This is a genomic window from Methylobacterium sp. UNCCL125, from assembly GCF_900116795.1.
Classification (GTDB): domain Bacteria; phylum Pseudomonadota; class Alphaproteobacteria; order Rhizobiales; family Beijerinckiaceae; genus Methylobacterium; species Methylobacterium fujisawaense.
Window position 1 is genome coordinate 26,148 of sequence record NZ_FPBW01000018.1, and the last position, 19,813, is coordinate 45,960.

18 protein-coding genes are annotated in these 19,813 nt (G+C 71.7%); 10 read left to right on the forward strand and 8 right to left on the reverse strand.

What is annotated here, in order from left to right:
* Positions 1–34 precede the first annotated feature (34 nt).
* On the forward strand, positions 35–490 hold the full coding sequence (locus tag BM396_RS18775; protein WP_043383423.1) for an Rrf2 family transcriptional regulator: 456 nt from the start codon (positions 35–37) through the stop codon (positions 488–490).
* Between the two features lie 141 nt (positions 491–631).
* The gene (locus tag BM396_RS18780; protein ID WP_043345852.1) at positions 632–1,009 is read left to right on the forward strand and encodes a PH domain-containing protein; all 378 of its coding nucleotides are present in this window, start codon (positions 632–634) and stop codon (positions 1,007–1,009) included.
* A 111-nt stretch (positions 1,010–1,120) separates the two neighbouring features.
* Here the strand turns inward: BM396_RS18780 and BM396_RS18785 are convergent, their stop codons facing one another.
* The 4 genes from BM396_RS18785 to BM396_RS18800 form a co-directional block, all read right to left on the reverse strand.
* On the reverse strand, positions 1,121–2,326 hold the full coding sequence (locus BM396_RS18785; protein ID WP_043383537.1) for a CaiB/BaiF CoA transferase family protein: 1,206 nt from the start codon (positions 2,324–2,326) through the stop codon (positions 1,121–1,123).
* 11 nt (positions 2,327–2,337) lie between these two features.
* Positions 2,338–3,153: an IclR family transcriptional regulator gene (locus tag BM396_RS18790; RefSeq protein WP_051976095.1), complete on the reverse strand. Its 816-nt coding sequence runs from the start codon at positions 3,151–3,153 to the stop codon at positions 2,338–2,340.
* 8 nt (positions 3,154–3,161) lie between these two features.
* On the reverse strand, positions 3,162–3,917 hold the full coding sequence (locus BM396_RS18795; RefSeq protein WP_043383425.1) for an enoyl-CoA hydratase-related protein: 756 nt from the start codon (positions 3,915–3,917) through the stop codon (positions 3,162–3,164).
* A 250-nt stretch (positions 3,918–4,167) separates the two neighbouring features.
* Entirely contained in the window at positions 4,168–5,184 is a 1,017-nt protein-coding gene (locus BM396_RS18800) for an NAD(P)H-dependent flavin oxidoreductase (protein ID WP_170867489.1), read from the reverse strand.
* Positions 5,185–5,530: 346 nt separating this feature from the next.
* Here BM396_RS18800 and BM396_RS18805 point away from each other — a divergent pair, with 346 nt between their 5' ends.
* The 4 genes from BM396_RS18805 to BM396_RS18820 all read left to right on the forward strand — a co-directional run bounded on the left by BM396_RS18805 (position 5,531) and on the right by BM396_RS18820 (position 11,561).
* The gene (locus BM396_RS18805; protein WP_043383428.1) at positions 5,531–7,603 is read left to right on the forward strand and encodes a 3-hydroxyacyl-CoA dehydrogenase NAD-binding domain-containing protein; all 2,073 of its coding nucleotides are present in this window, start codon (positions 5,531–5,533) and stop codon (positions 7,601–7,603) included.
* A gap of 166 nt (positions 7,604–7,769) precedes the next feature.
* Positions 7,770–8,957: an acetyl-CoA C-acyltransferase gene (locus BM396_RS18810; RefSeq protein ID WP_043383431.1), complete on the forward strand. Its 1,188-nt coding sequence runs from the start codon at positions 7,770–7,772 to the stop codon at positions 8,955–8,957.
* Positions 8,958–8,961: 4 nt separating this feature from the next.
* Positions 8,962–10,158, forward strand: a complete 1,197-nt coding sequence (locus BM396_RS18815; RefSeq protein ID WP_043383434.1) for an acyl-CoA dehydrogenase family protein — start codon at positions 8,962–8,964, stop codon at positions 10,156–10,158.
* Between the two features lie 248 nt (positions 10,159–10,406).
* On the forward strand, positions 10,407–11,561 hold the full coding sequence (locus tag BM396_RS18820; protein ID WP_043383437.1) for an acyl-CoA dehydrogenase family protein: 1,155 nt from the start codon (positions 10,407–10,409) through the stop codon (positions 11,559–11,561).
* A gap of 132 nt (positions 11,562–11,693) precedes the next feature.
* On the opposite strand, the gene BM396_RS18825 is transcribed toward BM396_RS18820, so the two are convergent.
* From BM396_RS18825 to BM396_RS18840, 4 genes are all read right to left on the reverse strand, one after another.
* Positions 11,694–12,566 (reverse strand): tetratricopeptide repeat protein, encoded by an 873-nt coding sequence (locus BM396_RS18825; RefSeq protein WP_043347979.1) that lies wholly within the window; start codon positions 12,564–12,566, stop codon positions 11,694–11,696.
* Positions 12,567–12,897: 331 nt separating this feature from the next.
* Entirely contained in the window at positions 12,898–14,010 is a 1,113-nt protein-coding gene (locus BM396_RS18830) for a 5-(carboxyamino)imidazole ribonucleotide synthase (RefSeq protein ID WP_043383440.1), read from the reverse strand.
* Positions 14,007–14,504, reverse strand: a complete 498-nt coding sequence (gene purE / locus BM396_RS18835) for a 5-(carboxyamino)imidazole ribonucleotide mutase (RefSeq protein WP_043383443.1) — start codon at positions 14,502–14,504, stop codon at positions 14,007–14,009. The genes BM396_RS18830 and purE overlap by 4 nt, the downstream gene beginning before the upstream one ends.
* Positions 14,505–14,582: 78 nt before the next feature.
* The gene (locus BM396_RS18840) at positions 14,583–14,843 is read right to left on the reverse strand and encodes a YdcH family protein (RefSeq protein WP_078947082.1); all 261 of its coding nucleotides are present in this window, start codon (positions 14,841–14,843) and stop codon (positions 14,583–14,585) included.
* A gap of 131 nt (positions 14,844–14,974) precedes the next feature.
* Between BM396_RS18840 and BM396_RS18845 the strand changes: the two genes are divergently transcribed.
* The 4 genes from BM396_RS18845 to BM396_RS18860 all read left to right on the forward strand — a co-directional run bounded on the left by BM396_RS18845 (position 14,975) and on the right by BM396_RS18860 (position 19,801).
* Positions 14,975–15,157: a YdcH family protein gene (locus BM396_RS18845; protein WP_043347966.1), complete on the forward strand. Its 183-nt coding sequence runs from the start codon at positions 14,975–14,977 to the stop codon at positions 15,155–15,157.
* 446 nt (positions 15,158–15,603) lie between these two features.
* Positions 15,604–17,529 carry a propionyl-CoA synthetase gene (locus tag BM396_RS18850; protein ID WP_043383445.1) on the forward strand — a complete coding sequence of 642 codons (1,926 nt, stop codon included), beginning with the start codon at positions 15,604–15,606 and terminating at the stop codon, positions 17,527–17,529.
* A 477-nt stretch (positions 17,530–18,006) separates the two neighbouring features.
* Positions 18,007–18,426: a CopG family transcriptional regulator gene (locus BM396_RS18855; protein ID WP_043383448.1), complete on the forward strand. Its 420-nt coding sequence runs from the start codon at positions 18,007–18,009 to the stop codon at positions 18,424–18,426.
* A gap of 61 nt (positions 18,427–18,487) precedes the next feature.
* Positions 18,488–19,801 (forward strand): extracellular catalytic domain type 1 short-chain-length polyhydroxyalkanoate depolymerase, encoded by a 1,314-nt coding sequence (locus tag BM396_RS18860; RefSeq protein ID WP_043383451.1) that lies wholly within the window; start codon positions 18,488–18,490, stop codon positions 19,799–19,801.
* Positions 19,802–19,813: the final 12 nt, after the last annotated feature.

Sequence of the window (19,813 nt, forward strand, 5' to 3'; positions counted from 1 at the left end):
TGCCAATCCCGAGTCCGGTGTGATGGATCGACGGGTGCGCACCGACAGCCGCCTCTCCCGAACGCTCCATGTGCTGCTTCACATGGCGCGCCACGACGGACCGATGACGTCCGAGGCGATCGGGCGGATGCTCGGGACGAATCCCGTGGTCGTCCGCCGCACGATGGCCGGGCTCCGGAACGCGGGCTACGTGACGTCGGAGAAGGGGCACGGCGGCGGATGGACCATCGCGGCGGACCTGAACGCGGTCTCGCTGCTCGACATCCACCGCGCGGTCGGCGGGCCACGCATCTTCGCGATCGGCAGCGATCGCGCGAACCCGGCCTGCGCCGTCGAGAAGGTCGTCAACGCGGCGGTCGAGGACACGCTGCGCGAGGCCGAGGCTCTCCTGATCACGCGGCTCGGTTCCGTCAGCCTCGCCGAGCTCGCGCGAAGCTTCGACGCCCGGTGCCGGCCCGAGGGGGCATCGGACACCTCGACCTGCGCGTGACGGCGGGCGCGGCGGCGGGCATCGCCGCGCGCGACCAGGCTCGCGGTCGGAACGGAGTGTCGGATCGCGGCGGGCGCTTGCCGCGCCGACGGTCGGGCGCCATGCTCCGCCTCGACGCGGACCAGCACGAGATGATCGGCCATGGGCCTTCTGGACGGATTGCTCGGACACGGCTCGGCCGTCGATGCGGCCTCCCTGGAGCGCCGGCTCGACGGCATCCTGATCGACGGCGAGACGGCGCGGCTCGCCTTCAAGATCATCCGGGACGTGTTCGTGTTCACCGAGCGCCGCGTCATCCTGATCGACGTCCAGGGCGTGACCGGCAGCAAGGTCGAGTTCCTGTCGGTGCCGTACCGCGCGATCGTGCGCTTCTCGGTCGAGACCGCCGGTACGTTCGACCTCGACGCCGAGTTGAAGATCTGGGTCTCGGGCGCGGCGGAGCCGATCCAGCGGACCTTGAAGAAGGGCGCGGACATCCGGGGCATCCAGCGGGCCCTGGCCGAAGGCGTGCTGCGCTAGCCCACGGCCCGACCGCGCGGATGACGGCCCGCTCCGACCCGCGGCGAGCCGTCCACGGCACGCGACGGCAGGAGGCGAGCTGCAGGAGGCGACCTGCAGGAGGCGACCTGCCTACCGGACCACGCCCTTGACCCGCAGCGCGTCGCGCGCGCCCTCCGGATAGTCCAGCTCCTCGGCCAGGATCTCGGCGCTCGAATCCCCGAGGCCCGGCGGCATGCGCCGCACCGGCAGCCGGCGGCCGTCGAGCCGGTAGGGCGGGGCGATGACGTGGGCATTGCCGGGCGCCGTCACCACCAGCCCGGCCTCCTGGGCCCGGTCGCAGGTGAGCGCCTCGCGCAGGCCCATCACCTCGCCGCAGGGGATGCCCGCGGCCCTGAGCCGCGCGATCAGCGGCGCGCGCTCCCACTTGGCGAGCTCCGCCTCCAGCACCGGGATGAAGGCGGCGCGGTTGCGCGATCGGTCGAGGTTGGTGGCGAAGCGCGGGTCGGCGACCCAGTCCGGCCGCTCCAGCACCTGCTCGCAGAATCGGCGGTACTGCCCGTTGTTGCCGACCGTGATCACCACCGGCCCGTCGCCGGCCTCGAACGCCCCGTAGGGCACGATCGAGGGATGGGCATTGCCGTAGCGGGGCGGATCGATGCCCCGGGCCAGCGCCTCCAGGCCGTAATAGGAGGTCAGCGCGACACCGCAATCGAACAGAGCGAGGTCGATCGTCTTGCCCCGTCCGGTCCGCTCCCGCTGGTACAGGGCCGCCAGCACGGCCTGGGCCGCGAACTGCCCGGTGAATAGATCGACCGCCGCGACCCCGAACTTGAGCGGCGGCCCTCCAGCCTCGCCGTTGAGCGCCATCACACCGGATTCACCCTGCACGACGAGGTCGTAGCCGGGTCGTCCGGCCTCAGAGCCGTCGGAACTGTAGCCGGCGATCGAGCAGTAGATCAGGCCGGAATTTTCCGCCGACAGGTCGCCGTAGCCGAGGCCGAGCTTCTCGGCCCCGCCGGTCTTGAAGTTCTGCACCAGGACATCGCTCTCGCGCGCGAGCGCCTTGACGATCGCCAGCCCGTCCGGGGTGGCGAGATCGATACCGATAGAGCGCTTGTTGCGGTTCACGCTGTCGAAATACGAGGTGTTGCCGGGGCTCGTGGGCACGCCCCAGTCGCGGGTATCGTCGCCGCGCTCCGGGTGCTCGATCTTGATCACGTCGGCGCCGAGATCGCCCAGCACCTGCGCGCACCACGGCCCCGCCAGGACCCGGGACAGGTCGAGGACGCGGATCCCGGCGAGCGGCAGGTCGTCGGTGGCGGATTCGGCATCCATCGCGGACATCCTCAGGCTCCCATGACGCCGTCGAGGCTGCGGACGGCTGCGATGAGTCTCGGGCGCGCCACCTCCATGAGGAAGCGTGCGTCGGTGATGACGGTGGGGGCGCCGCAATTGACCGACATGGGCGGCAGGCCGCCGCCGGGATGGAACCCCACCGCGATGGCGCAGACGGTTTCCTGCCACTCGCCGAACGAGGTGCAGCAGCCGATCTCCCGATGCTCGGCCACGGCCCGGTCGAGACCGGCCCGGAGCGCGGGCCAGGCGACCGGGTCCAGGGCCTTCAGGTCCTCGTAAATGCCCTCGCGCTCGCGATCCGTGCAGATTGCCACGTAGGCCCGGCCCATGGCGCTGCGGGCGAGGGAGATGCGCGAGCCGGTATCGAGGTTGAGCGAGATCGCCGCCGGGCCGCGCTGGCAATCGACGTAGCGCATGCTGAGACGGTCGCGGACGCCAAGTCCCACCGAGGCGTTGGCGGCTTCGGCCACGGCGCGGAGCACGGGCCGGGCGATGCCGCGCACGTCGAGGCCTCCGAGAGCCGCCGAGCTGAGCGCGATCGTCGCCGTGCCGAGGCGGTAGCGGCCGATCTCGGGCAAATGCTGCAGGTAGCCGAGCTTGGTCAGCGTGTAGGTGAGCCGTGATACGGTGGAGCGCGGCAGGCCGCAGGCCTCCGCGATGTCGTGGTTGGCGAGGCTCGTGCGCCCCGGACCGAAGCAGGCCAGCACCGACAGCCCCCGCGCGAGGGCCGTCACGAAGTGCCGGTCCTCCTTCGCGCCGAGTCCGGCGGTGTCGGGATCGGCCAGCAGGGCCGCGTCCGCATCCATCCGCGCCCTCATCGGTGCAGGAACGCCGCGAAGGCCGCCTGCGCCTCCGGGGCGCGGCGGAGCGCGTGGAAGACCTCCGCCTCCTCGCCGAGCGTCCGGACAACAGCTTCCTCGTGGCCACGGCGCAGGGCCTGCTTGGTGGCGGCGATCGAAGACCGGGGCAGGGCCGCGAGCGCGCGCGCCTTGCCCAGGGCGGACTCCAGCGCCGTCCCCGCCGGGACGGCGGCGTTGACGAGGCCCGCCGCGGCGGCCTCCGCGGCCGTGAAGGGCTCGCCGAGCATCAGGAGTTCGGCGGCGCGCTTCGAACCCGCCACCAGGGGCAGCAGGTAGCTCGATCCGCCCTCCGGGCTCAGGCCGAGCGCCGTGAAGGGCAGGCGGAACCGGGCGCCGTCCCCCGCATAGGCGAGATCGCAATGAAGCAGCAGCGTCGTGCCGATCCCGACCGCATGGCCCTCCACGGCCGCCAGGACTGGCTTCGGGCAGGCGCGCAGAGCCTTGAGGAAGGTCAGGCCGGGGCTGTCGCCGCCGGTCTCGACGTCCTGAAAATCCTTGAGATCGTTGCCGGCGGTGAAGCAGCCGCCGGCGCCGGTGAGCACGACGGCGCGCACCGCCTCGTCCCGGGCCACGGCCTCGATGGCCGCGGTCAGGCCCGCATAGGTCGCCCGATCGAGGGCGTTGCGCCGCTCCGGCCGGTCGATGGTGATGAGCCGGATCCCGGGCTCCGGGTCGGCGACGCGCAGGTTCGGGGGGGCGGATTCACACATCACAGGCGCGCCCCCGTCTCCCGAGCAGGCCGCTGTCCCCTCGCCGGACGGGCAACGGGCGGCGAGAGACGCGTGCCCCCCGCCATCGCCGACGGAGCGCGACAGGCTTCCGCCCCCGTCCGGGGGCGGGGACCGGCACCGCGCTGGGGCGCCGAAGCTCGGATGTCCGGAGCCCGGACCTCCATCGCCCATCCCGTGAAGGGGATGAGACGCGCCGCCTGCGCCGCGAGAGGCGGATGCACCCGGACGCTCACGGCACGGCCTCGCCCGCGTACTCCGCCGACAGGCCGGCCATCCGCCCCCGCGCCGCCGCGTATTCCCGCGCGAGACGGGCCACGAGGTCGGCGGTGGCCGGCGCGTCCGCGATGGTGCCGACGCCCTGGCCCGCGCCCCAGACGTCCCGCCACGCCTTCACGCCGCCGCTGCCGAAATTCATCGCGGTCTTGTCGCGCACCGGCAGCGCCTCGGGATCGAGCCCGGCGGCGCGGATGCTGGGCGTCAGGTAGTTGCCCGGCACGCCGGTGAAGTAGGGGGTGTAGAGGATGTCGGCGGCCGCGCTGCCGGCGATCATGTCCTTGTAGGCGGGGGCGGCGTTCGCCTCCCGGGTGGCGATGAACCGGGTGCCCATGTAGGCGAGGTCGGCCCCCATGGCCTGGGCGGCCAGGATCGCCGCGCCCGAGGTGATCGCCCCCGAGAGGATCAGCGGACCGCCGTAGAACCGCCGGATCTCGCCGACGAGGGCGAAGGGGCTCAGCGTGCCGGCATGCCCGCCCGCGCCGGCGCAGACGAGGATCAGCCCGTCGACCCCGGCCTCCAGCGCCTTCTCGGCATGGCGCACGGTGGTGACGTCGTGGAAGACCACGCCGCCATAGGCGTGAACCGGGCGGATCACCGCGTCGGGCGCCCGCAGCGAGGTGATGATGATCGGCACCCGGTGCCGGACGCAGGCCTCGACGTCCTGGGCCAGCCGGTCGTTGGACGCGTGGACGATCTGATTCACCGCGAAGGGCGCGACCTTGCGCGACGGGTCGGCCGCCCGGGCCTCCGCAAGCGTTCGCGTGATCCGCGTGAGCCATTCGTCGAGCAGAGCGGCGGGCCGGGCATTGAGCGCCGGGAACGAGCCGACCACGCCGGACAGGCACTGGGCGATCACCAGTTCCGGCCCGGAGACGATGAACATCGGCGCGCAGATCACCGGCAGGGCGAGGCGTCCGCGCAGGGCTTCGGGCAGGCGCCCGGACAGGGTCTGCTCGGGACCGTCGCTCACCGCCCGCTCCCTGCCGCCCGATTCCGCGCCGGACAGGCGCTCCCGGGCCGCTCGCCCCGATGGATGCCACGCACCGCGATCCTCCCCTGCTTCGGGCAGCCCGATCATCGCTCACCCGGCGGCGACCGCAACCGAGTCCCGCCCGGGGCCGTTTTGATGACATGGCGCCGGGGCGCGGGTCAAACGGCAGCATCCTTCGATTTCTGCAATGCAGAATGATCGGTTCGGAGATGACGTCAGCCGCAGACGAGTCACGGCCCTCGCTTGACGCTCGCGTCGACCCGGACCAACATTCATCCAACGTGCAGACCATTATTCTGCATTGCAGAATGACAGGGAGTGTTGTGTGGTTCGTCAGGAGGTCGATGGCGGCGTGGCCGTGCTCACGCTCGCCAACCCGCCGGTCAACGCGCTCGGTGCCGCGTTGCGGGCCGCCCTCGACGGGGCCCTGGACCAGGCCATCGCGGACGAATCGGTCCGCGTGATTGTGCTGGCCGCCGAGGGTAAGGTGTTCGTCGGCGGGGCCGACATCACCGAGTTCGGCAAGCCGCAGCAGCCGCCGAGCCTGCCCGACATCCTGGACCGCCTCGATGCCAGCCCGAAGCCCGTGGTGGCGGCCATCAACGGCGTGGCCCTCGGCGGCGGCCTCGAACTGGCGATGGCCTGCCACGGCCGGGTCGCGGCGCCCGCCGTCAAGCTCGGCCTGCCGGAGATCAAGCTCGGGATCATCCCGGGGGCGGGGGGCACGCAGCGCCTGCCGCGCCTGATCGGCCCCGACGCCGCCTTCCCGATGATGCTCACCGGCGAGCCCGTCTCCGCCGAGAAGGCGGCGGCGCTCGGCATCGTCGACGCCGTGGTCCTGGGCGACCTCGTGGCGGAGGCCCGGATCCGGGCCCTGGAGCTGGCCGATGCGGGCCGCCTCCCGCGGGTGCGCGACCGGTCGGAGAAGCTCACGCCGGAGGCCCGGGAGCGGTTCGAGAGCTTGGCCGCCGAGGCGGTGAAGCGGGATCCCGACGCCACCAACGTCCACGCCCTGGTGCGGGCCGTGCGCGCCGGCCTGGAGCAGGATTTCGACGCCGCCGTCGCGGTGGAGCGGGCCGAGTTCCGCACCCTGGTGGAGGATCCGCGCTCGAAGGCCCTGCGCTACGCCTTCTTCGCCGAGCGCGAGGCGGCCCGCGTCCCCGGCCTGCCGAAGGACACGCCCCGCCGCCCCGTCCGGACGGCGGCGGTGATCGGCGCCGGCACGATGGGCGGCGGGATCGCCATGTGCTTCGCCAATGCCGGCATCCCCGTGACGGTGATCGAAACGGAGGCCGGTGCCCTGGAGCGCGGTCTCGACCGGGTGAGGGGCCTCTATGCCGGCTCGGCCAAGCGCGGCTCGATCACCGAGGCGCAGCGCGACGAGCGGGTCGGCCGGATCACGGGGGCGATCGGCCTGGAGAACGCCGCGGAGGCCGACATCGTCATCGAAGCAGCCTTCGAGGACATGGGCGTCAAGCGGGAGATTTTTTCCAAGCTCGACGCCATCGCCAAACCTGGCGCGATCCTGGCCACCAACACCTCCTACCTCGACGTGAACGCCATCGCGGCGGTGACGAGCCGGCCGCAGGACGTGCTCGGCCTGCACTTCTTCAGCCCCGCCAACGTCATGCGCCTCGTGGAGGTAGTCCGGGCCGAGAAGACCGCGCCGGACGTGCTCGCCACCGCCCTGGATCTCGGCAAGCGCCTCAACAAGCTGCCGGTGACGGTGGGGGTCTGCTTCGGCTTCGTCGGCAACCGCATGCTGGAGCGCCGCAGCCGCGCCGGCGAGCGCCTGCTGCTCGAGGGGGCGCTGCCGCACGAGGTCGACACGGCGGTGACCGGTTTCGGCTTCCGGATGGGCCCCTTCGCCATGAGCGATCTCGCGGGGCTCGATATCGGCTGGCGCTCGCGCAAGGATTTCGGAGGCCGGGCGCCGGTCGCCGATTCGCTGGCCGAGCAGGGCCGCTACGGCCAGAAGACCGGCCGCGGCTTCTACCTCTACCCGGACGGCGCCCGCACCGGCACCCGCGACCCGGAGGTCGAGGCGCTGATCACGCGGGTCGCCGCCGAGCATGGCATCGCGCGCCGCAGCTTCACGCCGGACGCGATCGTGGCGCGGCTGATGTACCCAATGGTCAACGAGGGCGCGCGGATCCTGGAGGAGGGCATCGCGGCCCGGCCGGGCGACATCGATACGATCTGGATCAACGGCTACAACTGGCCGGCCTGGCGCGGCGGCCCGATGCACTGGGCCGATACGGTCGGGCTGCGGACGGTCGCCGAGGCGCTGTCGCGCTTCGCGGCCGAGACCGGCGACGACAGCCAGGAACCGGCACCGCTCCTGAAGCGCCTCGCCGCCGAGGGCGGCCGCTTCGCCGACTGGAAGGCTTCGGCCTGATGCCGTGTCGGCTTGCGCACACCAAGTCCCGGTTTCGAAAGGTCCGGGACCTTTCGCGGGTGCAGGGCAGCGCCCTGCTGACGGCCGAGGCCGCATCCGTCGGGGCCTCGCCCCGACACCCCACCAAAGGGCGTGACGCCCTTTGGGAACCCCAGAGGATTCCGGCATGACCGACGCGGTGATCGTCGCGACCGCTCGCACGCCCATCGGCAAGGCCCATCGCGGCGCGCTGAACCTCACCCGCGGCGCCGATCTGGCCGCCCACGCGATCCGCGGCGCCCTGGACCGGGCGCGGCTGGAGCCGGAGGCGGTCGAGGAGGTGGTGCTCGGCTGCGGCTATCCGGAGAACGCCACGGGCGGCAACGTCGCCCGGCACGCCGCCCTGGTGGCGGGGATCCCGGTGGAGTCGGCCGGCGTCACGGTCTCGCGCTTCTGCGCCTCGGGCCTGGAGGCGATCGCCAGCGCGGCCCGGCGGATCATCCTCGACGGCGTGCCGGTGGCTGTGGCCGGCGGCGTCGAGTCGATCAGCCTCGTGCAGCCCAAGGTCCAGCGGGAATTGACCCGCAACGCGTGGCTGGAGGCGCATCTGCCGGCGATCTACATGCCGATGATCGAGACCGCCGACATCGTGGCGGAGCGCTACCGGATCTCCCGGGAGGCGCAGGACCTCTTCGCCCTGGAGAGCCAGCGCCGCACCGCCGCCGCGCAGGAACGCGGATTGTTCGACGACGAGATCGTCCCGATGAGCGCCGTTATGGCGGTGACCGACAAAGCCACCGGCGAGATCCGGGAGGTCGAGACCCGGCTCGCCAAGGACGAGGGCAACCGGCCGGACACGACCCTGGAGGGTCTTGCCAAGCTCAAGCCCGTGCGCGGGGAGGGGGCCTTCATCACGGCGGGCAATGCCAGCCAGCTCTCGGACGGGGCCTCGGCCAGCGTGCTGATGTCGGCCGACGAGGCGGCGCGGCGCGGCCTCGAGCCCCTCGGCATCTTCCGGGGCTTCGCCTCGGCCGGCTGCGGGCCGGACGAGATGGGCATCGGCCCCGTCTTCGCGGTGCCGCGGCTCCTCGAACGGCAGGGTCTGCGCGTCTCCGACATCGACCTGTGGGAGCTGAACGAGGCCTTCGCGTCCCAGTCGGTCTACTGCCGCGACCGGCTCGGGATCGACCCGGACACGGTCAACGTCAACGGCGGCGCCATCGCGGTCGGCCACCCGTTCGGCATGTCGGGGGCGCGGCTCGTGGGCCACGCCCTGCTGGAAGGCCGCCGCCGCGGCGCGCGCTACGCCGTGGTGACCATGTGCGTCGCCGGCGGCCAGGGCTGTGCCGGCCTGTTCGAGATCGCCCGGAGCTGAATCGATGGATCTGCGCTTCACCGACGAGGAAATCGCGTTCCGCGACGAGGTCCGGAACTTCTGCCGGACGGAGATCCCGGCCGAGATCCGAAAAAAGGTCTCGGAGGGGCGCAGCCTCTCGAAGGACGACTACGTCACCAGCCAGCGGATCCTCAACGCCAAGGGCTGGGCGGTGCCGCACTGGCCGCAGGAATTTGGCGGCCGGGATTGGACCCCGATCCAGCGCTACATCTACACGGAGGAGCTGTTCCAGGCGGCGGTACCCCTGCCGCAGCAGTTCAACTGCTACATGTTCGGCCCGGTGCTGGCGACCTTCGGCCGGCAGGACCAGAAGGAGCGCTTCCTCCCGCGCGCTGCCAATCTCGACGATTGGTGGTGCCAGGGCTTCTCCGAGCCCGGGGCCGGCTCCGACCTCGCCTCGCTGAAGACCAAGGCCGTGCGCGACGGCGAACACTACGTCGTGGACGGCCAGAAGACCTGGACGACGCTCGGCCAGCACGCCGACTGGATCTTCTGCCTGGTCCGCACCGACTTCGAGGCCAAGAAGCAGCGCGGCATCTCCTTTCTGCTCATCGACATGACGACGCCCGGCATCACCGTGCGCCCGATCCTCACCCTGGAGGGCCGGCACGAGGTCAACGAGGTCTTCTTCGACTCTGTCCGCGTGCCGGTGGAGAACCTCGTCGGCGAGGAGAACAAAGGCTGGGACTACGCGAAATTCCTGCTCGCCAACGAGCGCACCGGCATCGCCCGGATCGGGCTCACCAAGGAGCGGATCGCCCGGATCAAGCGCCTCGCCCGGGAAATGCCGGCCGGACCCGGCACGATGTGGGACGATCCCGCCTTCCGGTCCCGCGTCGCGGAGGTCGAGGTCGAGCTGAAGGCCCTGGAGATCACCCAGATGCGGGTGGCGGCCAAGCAGGGCCGGGCGGATTCGGTGGAGCCGGACCCCGCCTCCTCGCTCCTCAAGATCCGCGGCTCGCAGCTCCAGCAGGCGGCGACCGAGCTCCTGGTGGAGCTCGCCGGCCCCTTCGCCCTCGCGGCGCCCGCGCGCGGAGCCGGGGCCAACAACCTGCCCGGGGGCTTCGACTGGGTCGATGCAGCAGCGCCGAGCTACTTCAACAACCGCAAGGTCTCGATCTACGGCGGTTCGAACGAGATCCAGCACAACGTCATCGCCAAGGGCATTCTGGGGTTGTGAGACGATCCCGGATCCGCTTGCAGGCTTGAGAAACGCGGCGGTCGCGGCCTCGGCTCTCACTCCCCCCTCTGCGGGGGAGGTTGGCCCCCGAAGGGGGTCGGGAGAGGGGAGCGACGTTTCAGGACGCGGCACGCCCTTCATGCCGGTCGCGCCCTGTCCTGCAGCCGGGTTCCCCTCTCCCGGCCCCTGCTGACGCAGGGGCCACCCTCCCCCGCAGAGGGGGGAGGGAACGTCCGAGGACAACCACCATGGATTTCGACCTGAACGAGGACCAGTCGCTCCTGCGCGACAGCGTCGAGCGGCTGGCCGCCGATCTCTACCCGTCCCTGGAAAGCCGGCAGGCGCGGCTCAAGGCGCCGCTCGGCTTCCCCGCGGAGGGCTGGGCGGCTTTTTCCGAACTCGGCGTCACGGGACTGCCCTTCTCGGACGAGGACGGCGGCCTCGGCGGCGGCCCGGTCGAGACCATGCTGGTCATGGAGGCGGTCGGCCGCAACCTCGTGGTCGAGCCGCTGCTGGCGAGCCTCGTTCTCGGCTCGACGGCCCTGCGGCTCGGCGGCAGCGCCGCGCAGAAGGCGCGCCTCGTTCCCGACTTGGTCTCCGGTGACCTGCGCCTGACCCTCGCCCACACCGAGCGCCAGTCCCGCTACGACCTCGCCGACGTGGCGACCACGGCCCGACGCTCCGGCGACGGTTTCGTGCTGAGCGGGGCCAAGAGCGTCGTACCCAACGCCGACGCGGCCGGCCTGATGGTGGTCTCCGCCCGCGTGTCGGGGGAGCGGCGCGACGCGCAGGGGATCGGCCTGTTCCTGGTCCCGGCCGACGCCGCCGGCGTCGCGATCGAGGCCTACCCGACGCAGGATGGCGGCCGGGCCGCGGAGGTGTCCTTCTCGGAGGTGCCGCTGCCCGGCGACGCGGCGCTGGGCGATCCCGAAGCCGGCCTGCCGCTGCTGGAGCGGGTGGTGGAGCACGGGATCGCGGGGCTCGCCGCCGAGGCGGTGGGCTCCATGGACGCGCTCCACACGCTCACGGTCGAGTACCTCAAGACCCGCAAGCAGTTCGGCGTCAGCGTCGGGTCGTTCCAGGCGCTGCAGCACCGGGCGGTGGACATGCTGATCCAGCTGGAGCAGGCCCGCTCGATGGCCCTCTACGCCGCCATGATGGTCGACACGCCGGATGCGGCGGCGCGTGCGGCGGCCCTGTCGGCCGTGAAGGTCCAGATCAACAAGGCCTGCCGGTATGTCGGCCAGGAGGCCGTGCAGCTCCACGGCGGCATCGGCATGACCCTCGAGTATATCGGCGCCCACCACTTCAAGCGGCTCGCCATGATCGAGTACCAGCTCGGCGACACCGCCCATCACCTGCGCCGCATCACGGAGGACGCGAACGGACTGCTGGCGGCGTAACTCACGCGGACAAGGGGCTTCCAAAGGGCGTGCCCTTTGGTGGGGTGTCGGGGTGAAACCCCGACGAACAGGTCTCCGCCCCAGGCAGGGGAGGCGGAGACCTTGTGAAACCGCCTTCAGACCGTCGAGCGGTCAGTTGAACAGCGAGCCGACCCCGCCCTGCACCCGGCCGAGGCCGGCGCGGGCGACGGAATTGTTCGGATCGATCGTCGCTGCGCGCTGGTAGTTCTCCATCGCCTCCTTGCGCTGGCCCGACTTCTCGTAGGCCAGGCCGCGATAGGCCCAGGAGGTGGCGTCCTTGTTGTTGACGTTGAGGGCCGCGTTGTAGTCCTCGATCGCCTTCGGGTACTGGTTCGTGGCGATCAGGCTCTGGCCGCGCGCGGCGTAGGGCGCGGACTTGAAGGGGTCGCGGTCGATGGCGGCGTCGAAATCGGCGATCGCCTGCGTGTCCTGACCCTGCTTCTGCCGCACGAGGCCGCGGGCATGGTAGGCCTCGGCCGATTCCGGCATCAGCCGGATCGCGACGTTGAGGTCGTTGAGCGCCTGGTCGAGGTTGCCCTGGGCGCGCTCGACATTGGCGCGGCCGATATAGGCCGGGCCGTAATTCGGATCGATCCCGATCGCCTTGGTGAAGTCCTGCAGGGCAGGGCCGTCGCGGCCGATCTGGCGGCTCGCCAGGGCGCGGTTGTTGTAGGCGGAGGCGGAGTTCGGATCGAGCTGGATCGCCTTGGTGAAGTCGGCGATGGCATCGTTGAACTGGCCGGCGCGGGCATAGGCGGCGCCGCGGGTGTTGTAGGCGGCCGCGTCGTTCGGGTTGCGCTGCACGACCTCGGTCAGGGAGGCGATGTTGACGTTCGTGGCCCCCGTGGTGTCCTTCTCGAGGACCGCGTATTGCCGCGGGCCGGCCGCGCTCCCGACGGTCTCGCAGCCCGCGAGGCCGGCGGCCGAGACCATGGCTGCGCCGATCAGTGCCGTCTTTCGTCCCAGCCCGTTGCGTACGTTCATTGCCCCACTCTCCCCGAGGCGTCGCCCGCCTTGCGCGTGCCCGCCTCGCCCCTCACAGTCCAAGAGCCCGCGCCGTGCGCCGGGCACGCCCGAATCCGGGGCACCGTCGCGCATCACGGTGAAGGCCGGCTTAAGAAGCGCCGCGTCGTGATCCGGCCCCCGCCCGTCCCGGGGACGAAGGCGGTGCAGGCGGAATCGATCGACAGCATTCGGAACCGACCACGCTGTGGTGGAAGCGGTGGGATGTGGCGAAGGTATGGCTCGACGGTTCCGGGACGCCGCAGGCGGGCTTCCGACCGCCATGCGGCGATGCAGGTGTGCCTTCGAAGCCTCAGGAACCGGCCGGGACGGGCCCGAGGCGGGTCACGTGACCCATCTTCCGGCCGGGACGCGCCTCGCCCTTGCCGTAGAGGTGCAGATGGGCGCCGGGCTCGGCCAGCAGGGCGTGCCAGTCGTCGGCCTGGGCGCCGATCAGGTTGCGCATCTCCACCGGCAGGCCGCCGACCCGGCCCGGATCGCCCAGCGGCCAGCCGCAGACGGCCCGCACGTGCTGGGCGAATTGCGAGGTCAGCGCCCCCTCGCTGGTCCAGTGGCCGGAATTGTGGACCCGGGGCGCGATCTCGTTGACCACGAGCCGCTCCGCCCCGTCCTCGCGGACGAGGAACATCTCGACGGCGAGGACGCCGACATAGTCGAGGGCGTCGGCGATCCGACGGGCGATCTCGAGGGCGATGCGGCCCGTCTCCGGCGCCACGCCCGGGGCCGGCACCCGCGTCAGAGCGAGGATGTGATCGCGGTGCTCGTTCTCACACAGGTCGTAGGCCGCGAAGCTGCCGTCGCGCCCGCGGGCGCCCACCACGGAGACCTCGCGCTCGAACGGCACGAAGCCCTCCAGGATCAGCGGCGCGCCGCCGAACTCGGCGAACAGAGCGTTGCGGTCGCCCTCGGCCCGCTCGCGGAGCATGCGCTGCCCCTTGCCGTCGTAGCCGAAGCGGCGGGTCTTGAGCACCGCCGGCAGGCCGATCACCTCGATCGCCCGGTCGAGATCGTCGGGCGTGTCCACCGCCCGGAACGGCGCCGTCGGGATGCCCAGCCCGTTGATGAATTCCTTCTCGGAGAGGCGGTCCTGCGTGGTCGAGAGCGCCCGCGCGTTCGGGTGCAGGGCGGCGTGCCGGGCCAGGATGTCGGCCGTGGCGTGCGGGATGTTCTCGAACTCGTAGGTCACGACATCGACGCTGCGCGCGAAGGCGGCCAGCGCCTCGGCATCGTCGTAGGCCGCGCAGGTGGTCCGGGCGGCCACGTCGAAGGCGGGGCTGTCCGCGTCGGGGGCGTAGACGTGCGCCTTGAGGCCGTAATCGGCCGCCGCCAGCGCGATCATGCGCCCGAGTTGGCCTCCACCGACGATGCCGAGGGTGGAGCCGGGGCCGAGGATCTTGTCCGTCACGCGTTCTCTTCCGTCACCGGCCGTTCGGCCACCGAGGCGCTCTGGGCCGCGCGCCACGCCTCCAGGCGCTCCGCCAGATCCGGATCGGCGAGCGCCAGGACGGCGGCGGCGAGCAGGGCCGCGTTGATGGCCCCGGCCCGGCCGATCGCCAGGGTCCCCACCGGGATGCCCGCCGGCATCTGGACGATCGAGAGGAGGCTGTCCTGGCCGGACAGGGCCTTGGATTCCACCGGGACGCCGAAGACCGGCAGGCGGGTCATCGCGGCCGCCATGCCGGGCAGGTGCGCGGCGCCGCCCGCCCCCGCGATCACGACCTTGAGGCCGGCCGCGACCGCGCCTTTGGCGAAGGCCACGAGCCGGTCCGGCGTGCGGTGGGCCGACACGATGCGCGCGTCGTAGGGTACGCCGAGGGCATCGAGCGTCTCGGCGGCATGCCGCATGGTCGCCCAGTCGGACTGGCTGCCCATGATGATCGCGACCGGAGGCGACGCCATCGTTGATCCCGGAAAAAGAGGGCGCTTACAGGCGGTGCGGGCCCGCGGCAAGGCGCGGCCCGAAGACGTCCACCGGCATCAGGCGATGATGTCCGGCGTGAGCGCGTCCTCGATGTGGAAGATGCGGTCACGCAGGGTGAGCTTGCGCTTCTTCAGACGCTGGATCTGGAGCTGGTCGCCAGCCACGCTGCGCTCCAGCGCCTCGATGGCACCGTCGAGATCCCGGTGCTCCTCGCGCAGCCGCGCCAGTTCGCCCAGGAGGTCCGACTGCGCACTCTCACCCGCCTCGTCCGCCATCGTCACCTGAGGACCCGAAGACCGTTCATGGCCCGAGAGCATGCGTCACGCTCCGGCGCCGGACAAGACGGCGCGGTAAGCAATCATCAGACTTAGCAGCAGAAAACGCTTCGACAGGTCCGGCATCTTGTGCCAATCTCGGTGTGTCGAAACGATGACAGGAGATTCGGCTCATGTCGCTGCAGACGCATCTGAACCAACTCGCCCGGAAGCACGAAGCCCTCGAGCGTGAGATTCAGGAAGCGATCCACAGGCCTTCGGCGAACGACCTTCACATCGCCGAGATGAAGCGACGGAAACTCCTTCTCAAGGACGAGATCAACAGGCTGCAGGCGAACGGCAATACGCTGCACTGAGCCCCTGATCCGTCCGCACGGATAGCAGAAACGGCACGACAGCTGCCGCCGCATCGGGAGACCGGTGCGGCGGTTTTGCGTTCTGCGACCGCTCGTTTGGAGGAACGGCCGCCTGGGGATCGCCGATCCGGGCAGGCGTCGTGCTCTCGCGGATGTGACCCCGGAGCCTTGGCGACGGGGCGCCTGCCGCGCCCGCACGCCCGGGGATCGAAACAGACGACCCGCGACCTCCCGGCAGATGCGTTACCCGCCGGCCACGCCGAGGCGCCCGGCTTCGAAGCCGCCGATCCGGGATGCATCGGGCGAACGCGTCACGGAGCGCCCCTATGGCGCGAGCGAAAGCGCGCGGGGGTTCCGGCGACCCACAACCGGCCTCGCACCCGCGGAAGAATGCGCTACTCTGGGCCCCCCCGCCGGAGAGCGGCCCGCGAGGAAACGCCGAACCGATGACGAGAGCCAGCCTGCCGGGCCGCTACCCGGACATCTACGACTCGGCCCGCCGCGATCCGGAGGCGTTCTGGGTCGGCGCGGCGCAGGCGCTCGACTGGGCGGACGTCCCGCAGCGGGCCTTCGCGCCGGATTCCGGCCCCTACGGCCGCTGGTTTCCGGACGGCACCCTGAACGCCTGCCACAATGCCGTGGACCGTCACGCCGACGGAGCGCGGGCGGATCAGGTGGCGATCCGCTACGATTCGCCCGTCACCGGGACCAAGCGCAGCATCACCTACCGCGCGTTGCGCGACGAGGTGGCGGTACTGGCCGCCGTCCTCGCCGGCCTCGGCGTCGGCAAGGGCGACCGGGTGATCCTCTACATGCCGATGGTGCCCGAGGCCCTGTTCGGCATGCTGGCCTGCGCACGGCTCGGCGCGGTGCATTCGGTCGTGTTCGGCGGCTTCGCGGCCAACGAGCTGGCGGTGCGGATCGAGGACGCGGCGCCGAAGGTGGTGCTCGCCGCCTCCTGCGGGATCGAGCCGAACCGCGTGGTCGCCTACAAGCCGCTCCTCGACGCGGCGATCGCGGCCTCACGCCACAAGCCGGAAGCCTGCCTGATCCTGCAGCGCCCGCCGGCCGCCGCGACGCTCATGCCGGAGCGGGACCACGACTGGGCTGAGACCGTGGCGGCCGCCCGTGCGGCGGGGCAGCGGGCGGCCTGCGTGCCGGTCGCCGCCACCGACCCGCTCTACATCCTCTACACCTCCGGGACGACCGGAAAGCCCAAGGGCGTGGTCCGCGATACCGGCGGCTACCTCGTCGCCCTCGCGTGGTCGATGCCGAACCTCTACGGCGTCCAGCCCGGCGAGACCTATTTCTGCGCCTCCGACATCGGCTGGGTCGTCGGGCACTCCTACATCGTCTACGCGCCGCTCCTGCACGGCTGCACCACGGTCCTGTACGAGGGCAAACCGGTGGGCACGCCGGATGCCGGCGCATTCTGGCGGGTCGTCGCCGAGTACGGGGTCGTGTGCCTGTTCACCGCGCCGACGGCGCTGCGGGCCATCAAGAAGGAGGATTCCGCCGGCGCCCGGATCGCCGATTACGACCTCTCCGCCTTCCGCAGCCTGTTCCTCGCGGGCGAGCGCGCCGATCCCGATTCGGTCGCCTGGGCCGAGCGGGTGCTGAACCGGCCGGTGATCGACCATTGGTGGCAGACCGAGACCGGCTGGCCGATCGCCGGCAACCCGATGGGTCTCGGCCTCCTGCCGGTGAAGCACGGCAGCACCTGCGTGCCGATGCCGGGCTACCGGGTCGAGGTGCTGGACGAGGGCGGCAAACCGGTCCCGGCCGGGACCATGGGCACCATCGCGATCCGCCTGCCCCTGCCCCCCGGCTGCCTGCCGACGCTCTGGGGCTCGGACGCGCGCATGCGGTCGAGCTACCTTTCCACGTTCCCGGGCTACTACGACACCTCGGATGCCGGGGTGATCAACGCGGACGGCTACATCACGGTGCTGGGACGCACCGACGACATCATCAACGTCGCCGGGCACCGCCTGTCCACCGGCGGCATGGAGGCGGTGCTGGCGGGCCATCCGGACGTGGCCGAGTGCGCGGTCATCGGCATCCGGGACGCCCTGAAGGGCGAGGTCCCCTGCGGCTTCGTGGTGCTCAAGGCCGGCGTCGACCGGCCGACCGAGACGATCGAGCGGGAACTCGTGGCCAAGGTGCGCGACGAGATCGGCCCCGTGGCGGCGTTCAAGCTGGCCCTCACCGTGCCGCGGCTGCCCAAGACCCGCTCGGGCAAGATCCTGCGGGCCACCATGAAGCGCATCGCCGACCACGAGCCCTGGACGATGCCGGCGACGATCGACGACGCCGCGGCCCTCGACGAGATCGACGAGAGCCTGAAGGGGCGGGGAATCGGCGCCGATTGAGGCGCCGGACGGTCCCGCGATCGGGACAGGCGCCGAGTCCAGGCGGCTCTCCCCGCGCGGCGCCGGGTCACGGCGCGATGCAGGATGCGGCCGCCCTGACCCGCCGTCGCCCCTCTGCGGCCGCCGCGCTCAGCGCGCCTGCGTGATCCGCAGATTTCCGCCCGGCGCCACTGCCCCGGGAACGCAAGTGCAGGCTCCCTCACGCTCAGGGGAGGGGGCGATGGGTGGGGGGCGGGGCAGATGGCACCGCACCGCTCGAGCCTGCGCCATCCCGCACGGAATCTGCCACCCTGGCACGCTCTGGGACGCCGGCACTTCCCGGTGAGAGCGCGCGTGGGCTGCCGGGCCGGTTCCCGGGCCGCATGACAGGTGTGCGCGGCGCCGCCGCCGGTCTCGATACGCCAACGCCCATTGCGCTTCGGATGCCCATCACCATCTTTAGACCATCCAACGGGATGGCCTGGAGATGTTTCGACGATGACCGACCCCGCGCGCGACCTCCGTCCGAAGGTGCCGGACAGCGAGAAGATCACGGTCAATCTCGGCTTCGTCGATCTCGGGCGCGTCGACCTGATGGTCCGCGACGGCTTCTACGCCAACCGGGCCGACTTCATCCGCACGGCCGTGCGCAATCAGCTGGACCGGCAGGAGGAGGCGGTCCGGCAATCGGTGGCGCGGCGCCAGCTCCGGCTGGGGCTCTCGCACTTCTCCCGCGCGGACCTGGAAGCGGCTCGGGATGCCGGCTCGCCCCTGCACATCCAGGTCCTGGGCCTCGCCACGATCGCCGCCGACGTCACCCCCGAACTGGCGCGGGCCGCGATCGCGTCCGTGGAGGTCCTGGGTGCCTTCCAGGCCAGCGCCGCCGTCAAGGCGGCACTGGCCGACCGGACCACCTGACCGTCCGCGCCCCGGTCGCGCGGAATCTCCACCCGAACCACGCCGTATGAGGATTCTCCCCATGTTCCGTTTCCCCAAGATTGACCCGTCGAAGCTCGACCTCTCGGCGTTCGGAATGCCGCAATTCGACCCGCACGGCTTCGGATCCGCGACGGCGAAGGGCAGGGGAACGGGGCCAGGAACCGGGCAAGGAACCGGGCGAGGAACCGGGGCAGCGGACCGGACCGCCCGGATGCAGGACGCGATGGCGCGGTTCCGCCGTGGCCAGGAGGCCGCCGTCGCGCAATGGACCGAGGCACGACGCGGCATGGCAGACCGGCCCGGCACCGGCGGTCATGGCGAACAGACCCTCGACATGGAGGCGCCGACGGCGGCCGGCGGTGCCTGGACGGCGCCGGATCAAGGCGGCAGTTCGCGGCCGGGGACGGCTCCGGACCTGTCGGCGATGTTGCGCGCCCTGCGCGAGCGGCTGCCGAATGCCGGTCCGTCAGCCCGCCGCCCTGCCGCCGAAGTCCCGCCCGGGGCGCGGTTCGAGGATCGCGTTTTCACGGAGGCCGCCGGCAGCCGGGGCTACAAGGTCTACGTCCCGAGCGGCTACCGCGGTCAGGCCCTGCCCGTCATCGTGATGCTGCACGGCTGCACCCAGAACCCCGACAATTTCGCGGCCGGCACGCGGATGAACGCCCTGGCCGAGGAGCAGACGTTCCTGGTCGCCTATCCGGAACAGCCGTCGTCGGCCAACCTGCAGCGCTGCTGGAACTGGTACGCGGCGGGCGACCAAGTCCGCGAGGGCGGCGAGCCGGCGCTGATCGCCGGCATCGCCCGGTCGGTCGTGGCGGAGTTCTCGGCCGATCCCGGCCGGGTCTACGCGGCCGGGCTCTCGGCCGGCGGCGCCGCGGCGGCGATCCTGGCGGCGACCTATCCGGACCTGTTCGCGGCCGTGGGCATCCATTCCGGGCTGGCCTGCGGGGCGGCCCGGGACATGCCCACCGCCTTCGCGGCCATGCAGGGGCAAGGGTCGGCACCGGGGCCGAATCGGCAGGCGGTCCCGACCATCGTGTTCCACGGCGACGGCGATCGAACCGTGCATCCCGTCAATGGCGATCGGGTCGCGGCGCAGGCCGTGCCGGCCCCGGGCCTGGACGAGACGGTCAGCCGGGGCACGAGCCCCGGGGGCATGGCCTATACCCGGACGGTCCGCAGCGACGCGACCGGCCGGCCGGTGCTGGAGCAGTGGGTTCTGCACGGGGCCGGGCACGCCTGGTCGGGCGGAAGCCCCGACGGATCCTACACCGATCCGCGCGGGCCCGATGCCAGCGGCGAGATGGTCCGGTTCTTCCTGACGCAGGAAGGAGCATCCGCGGACCGTGCCTGATCGTGCCCCTGA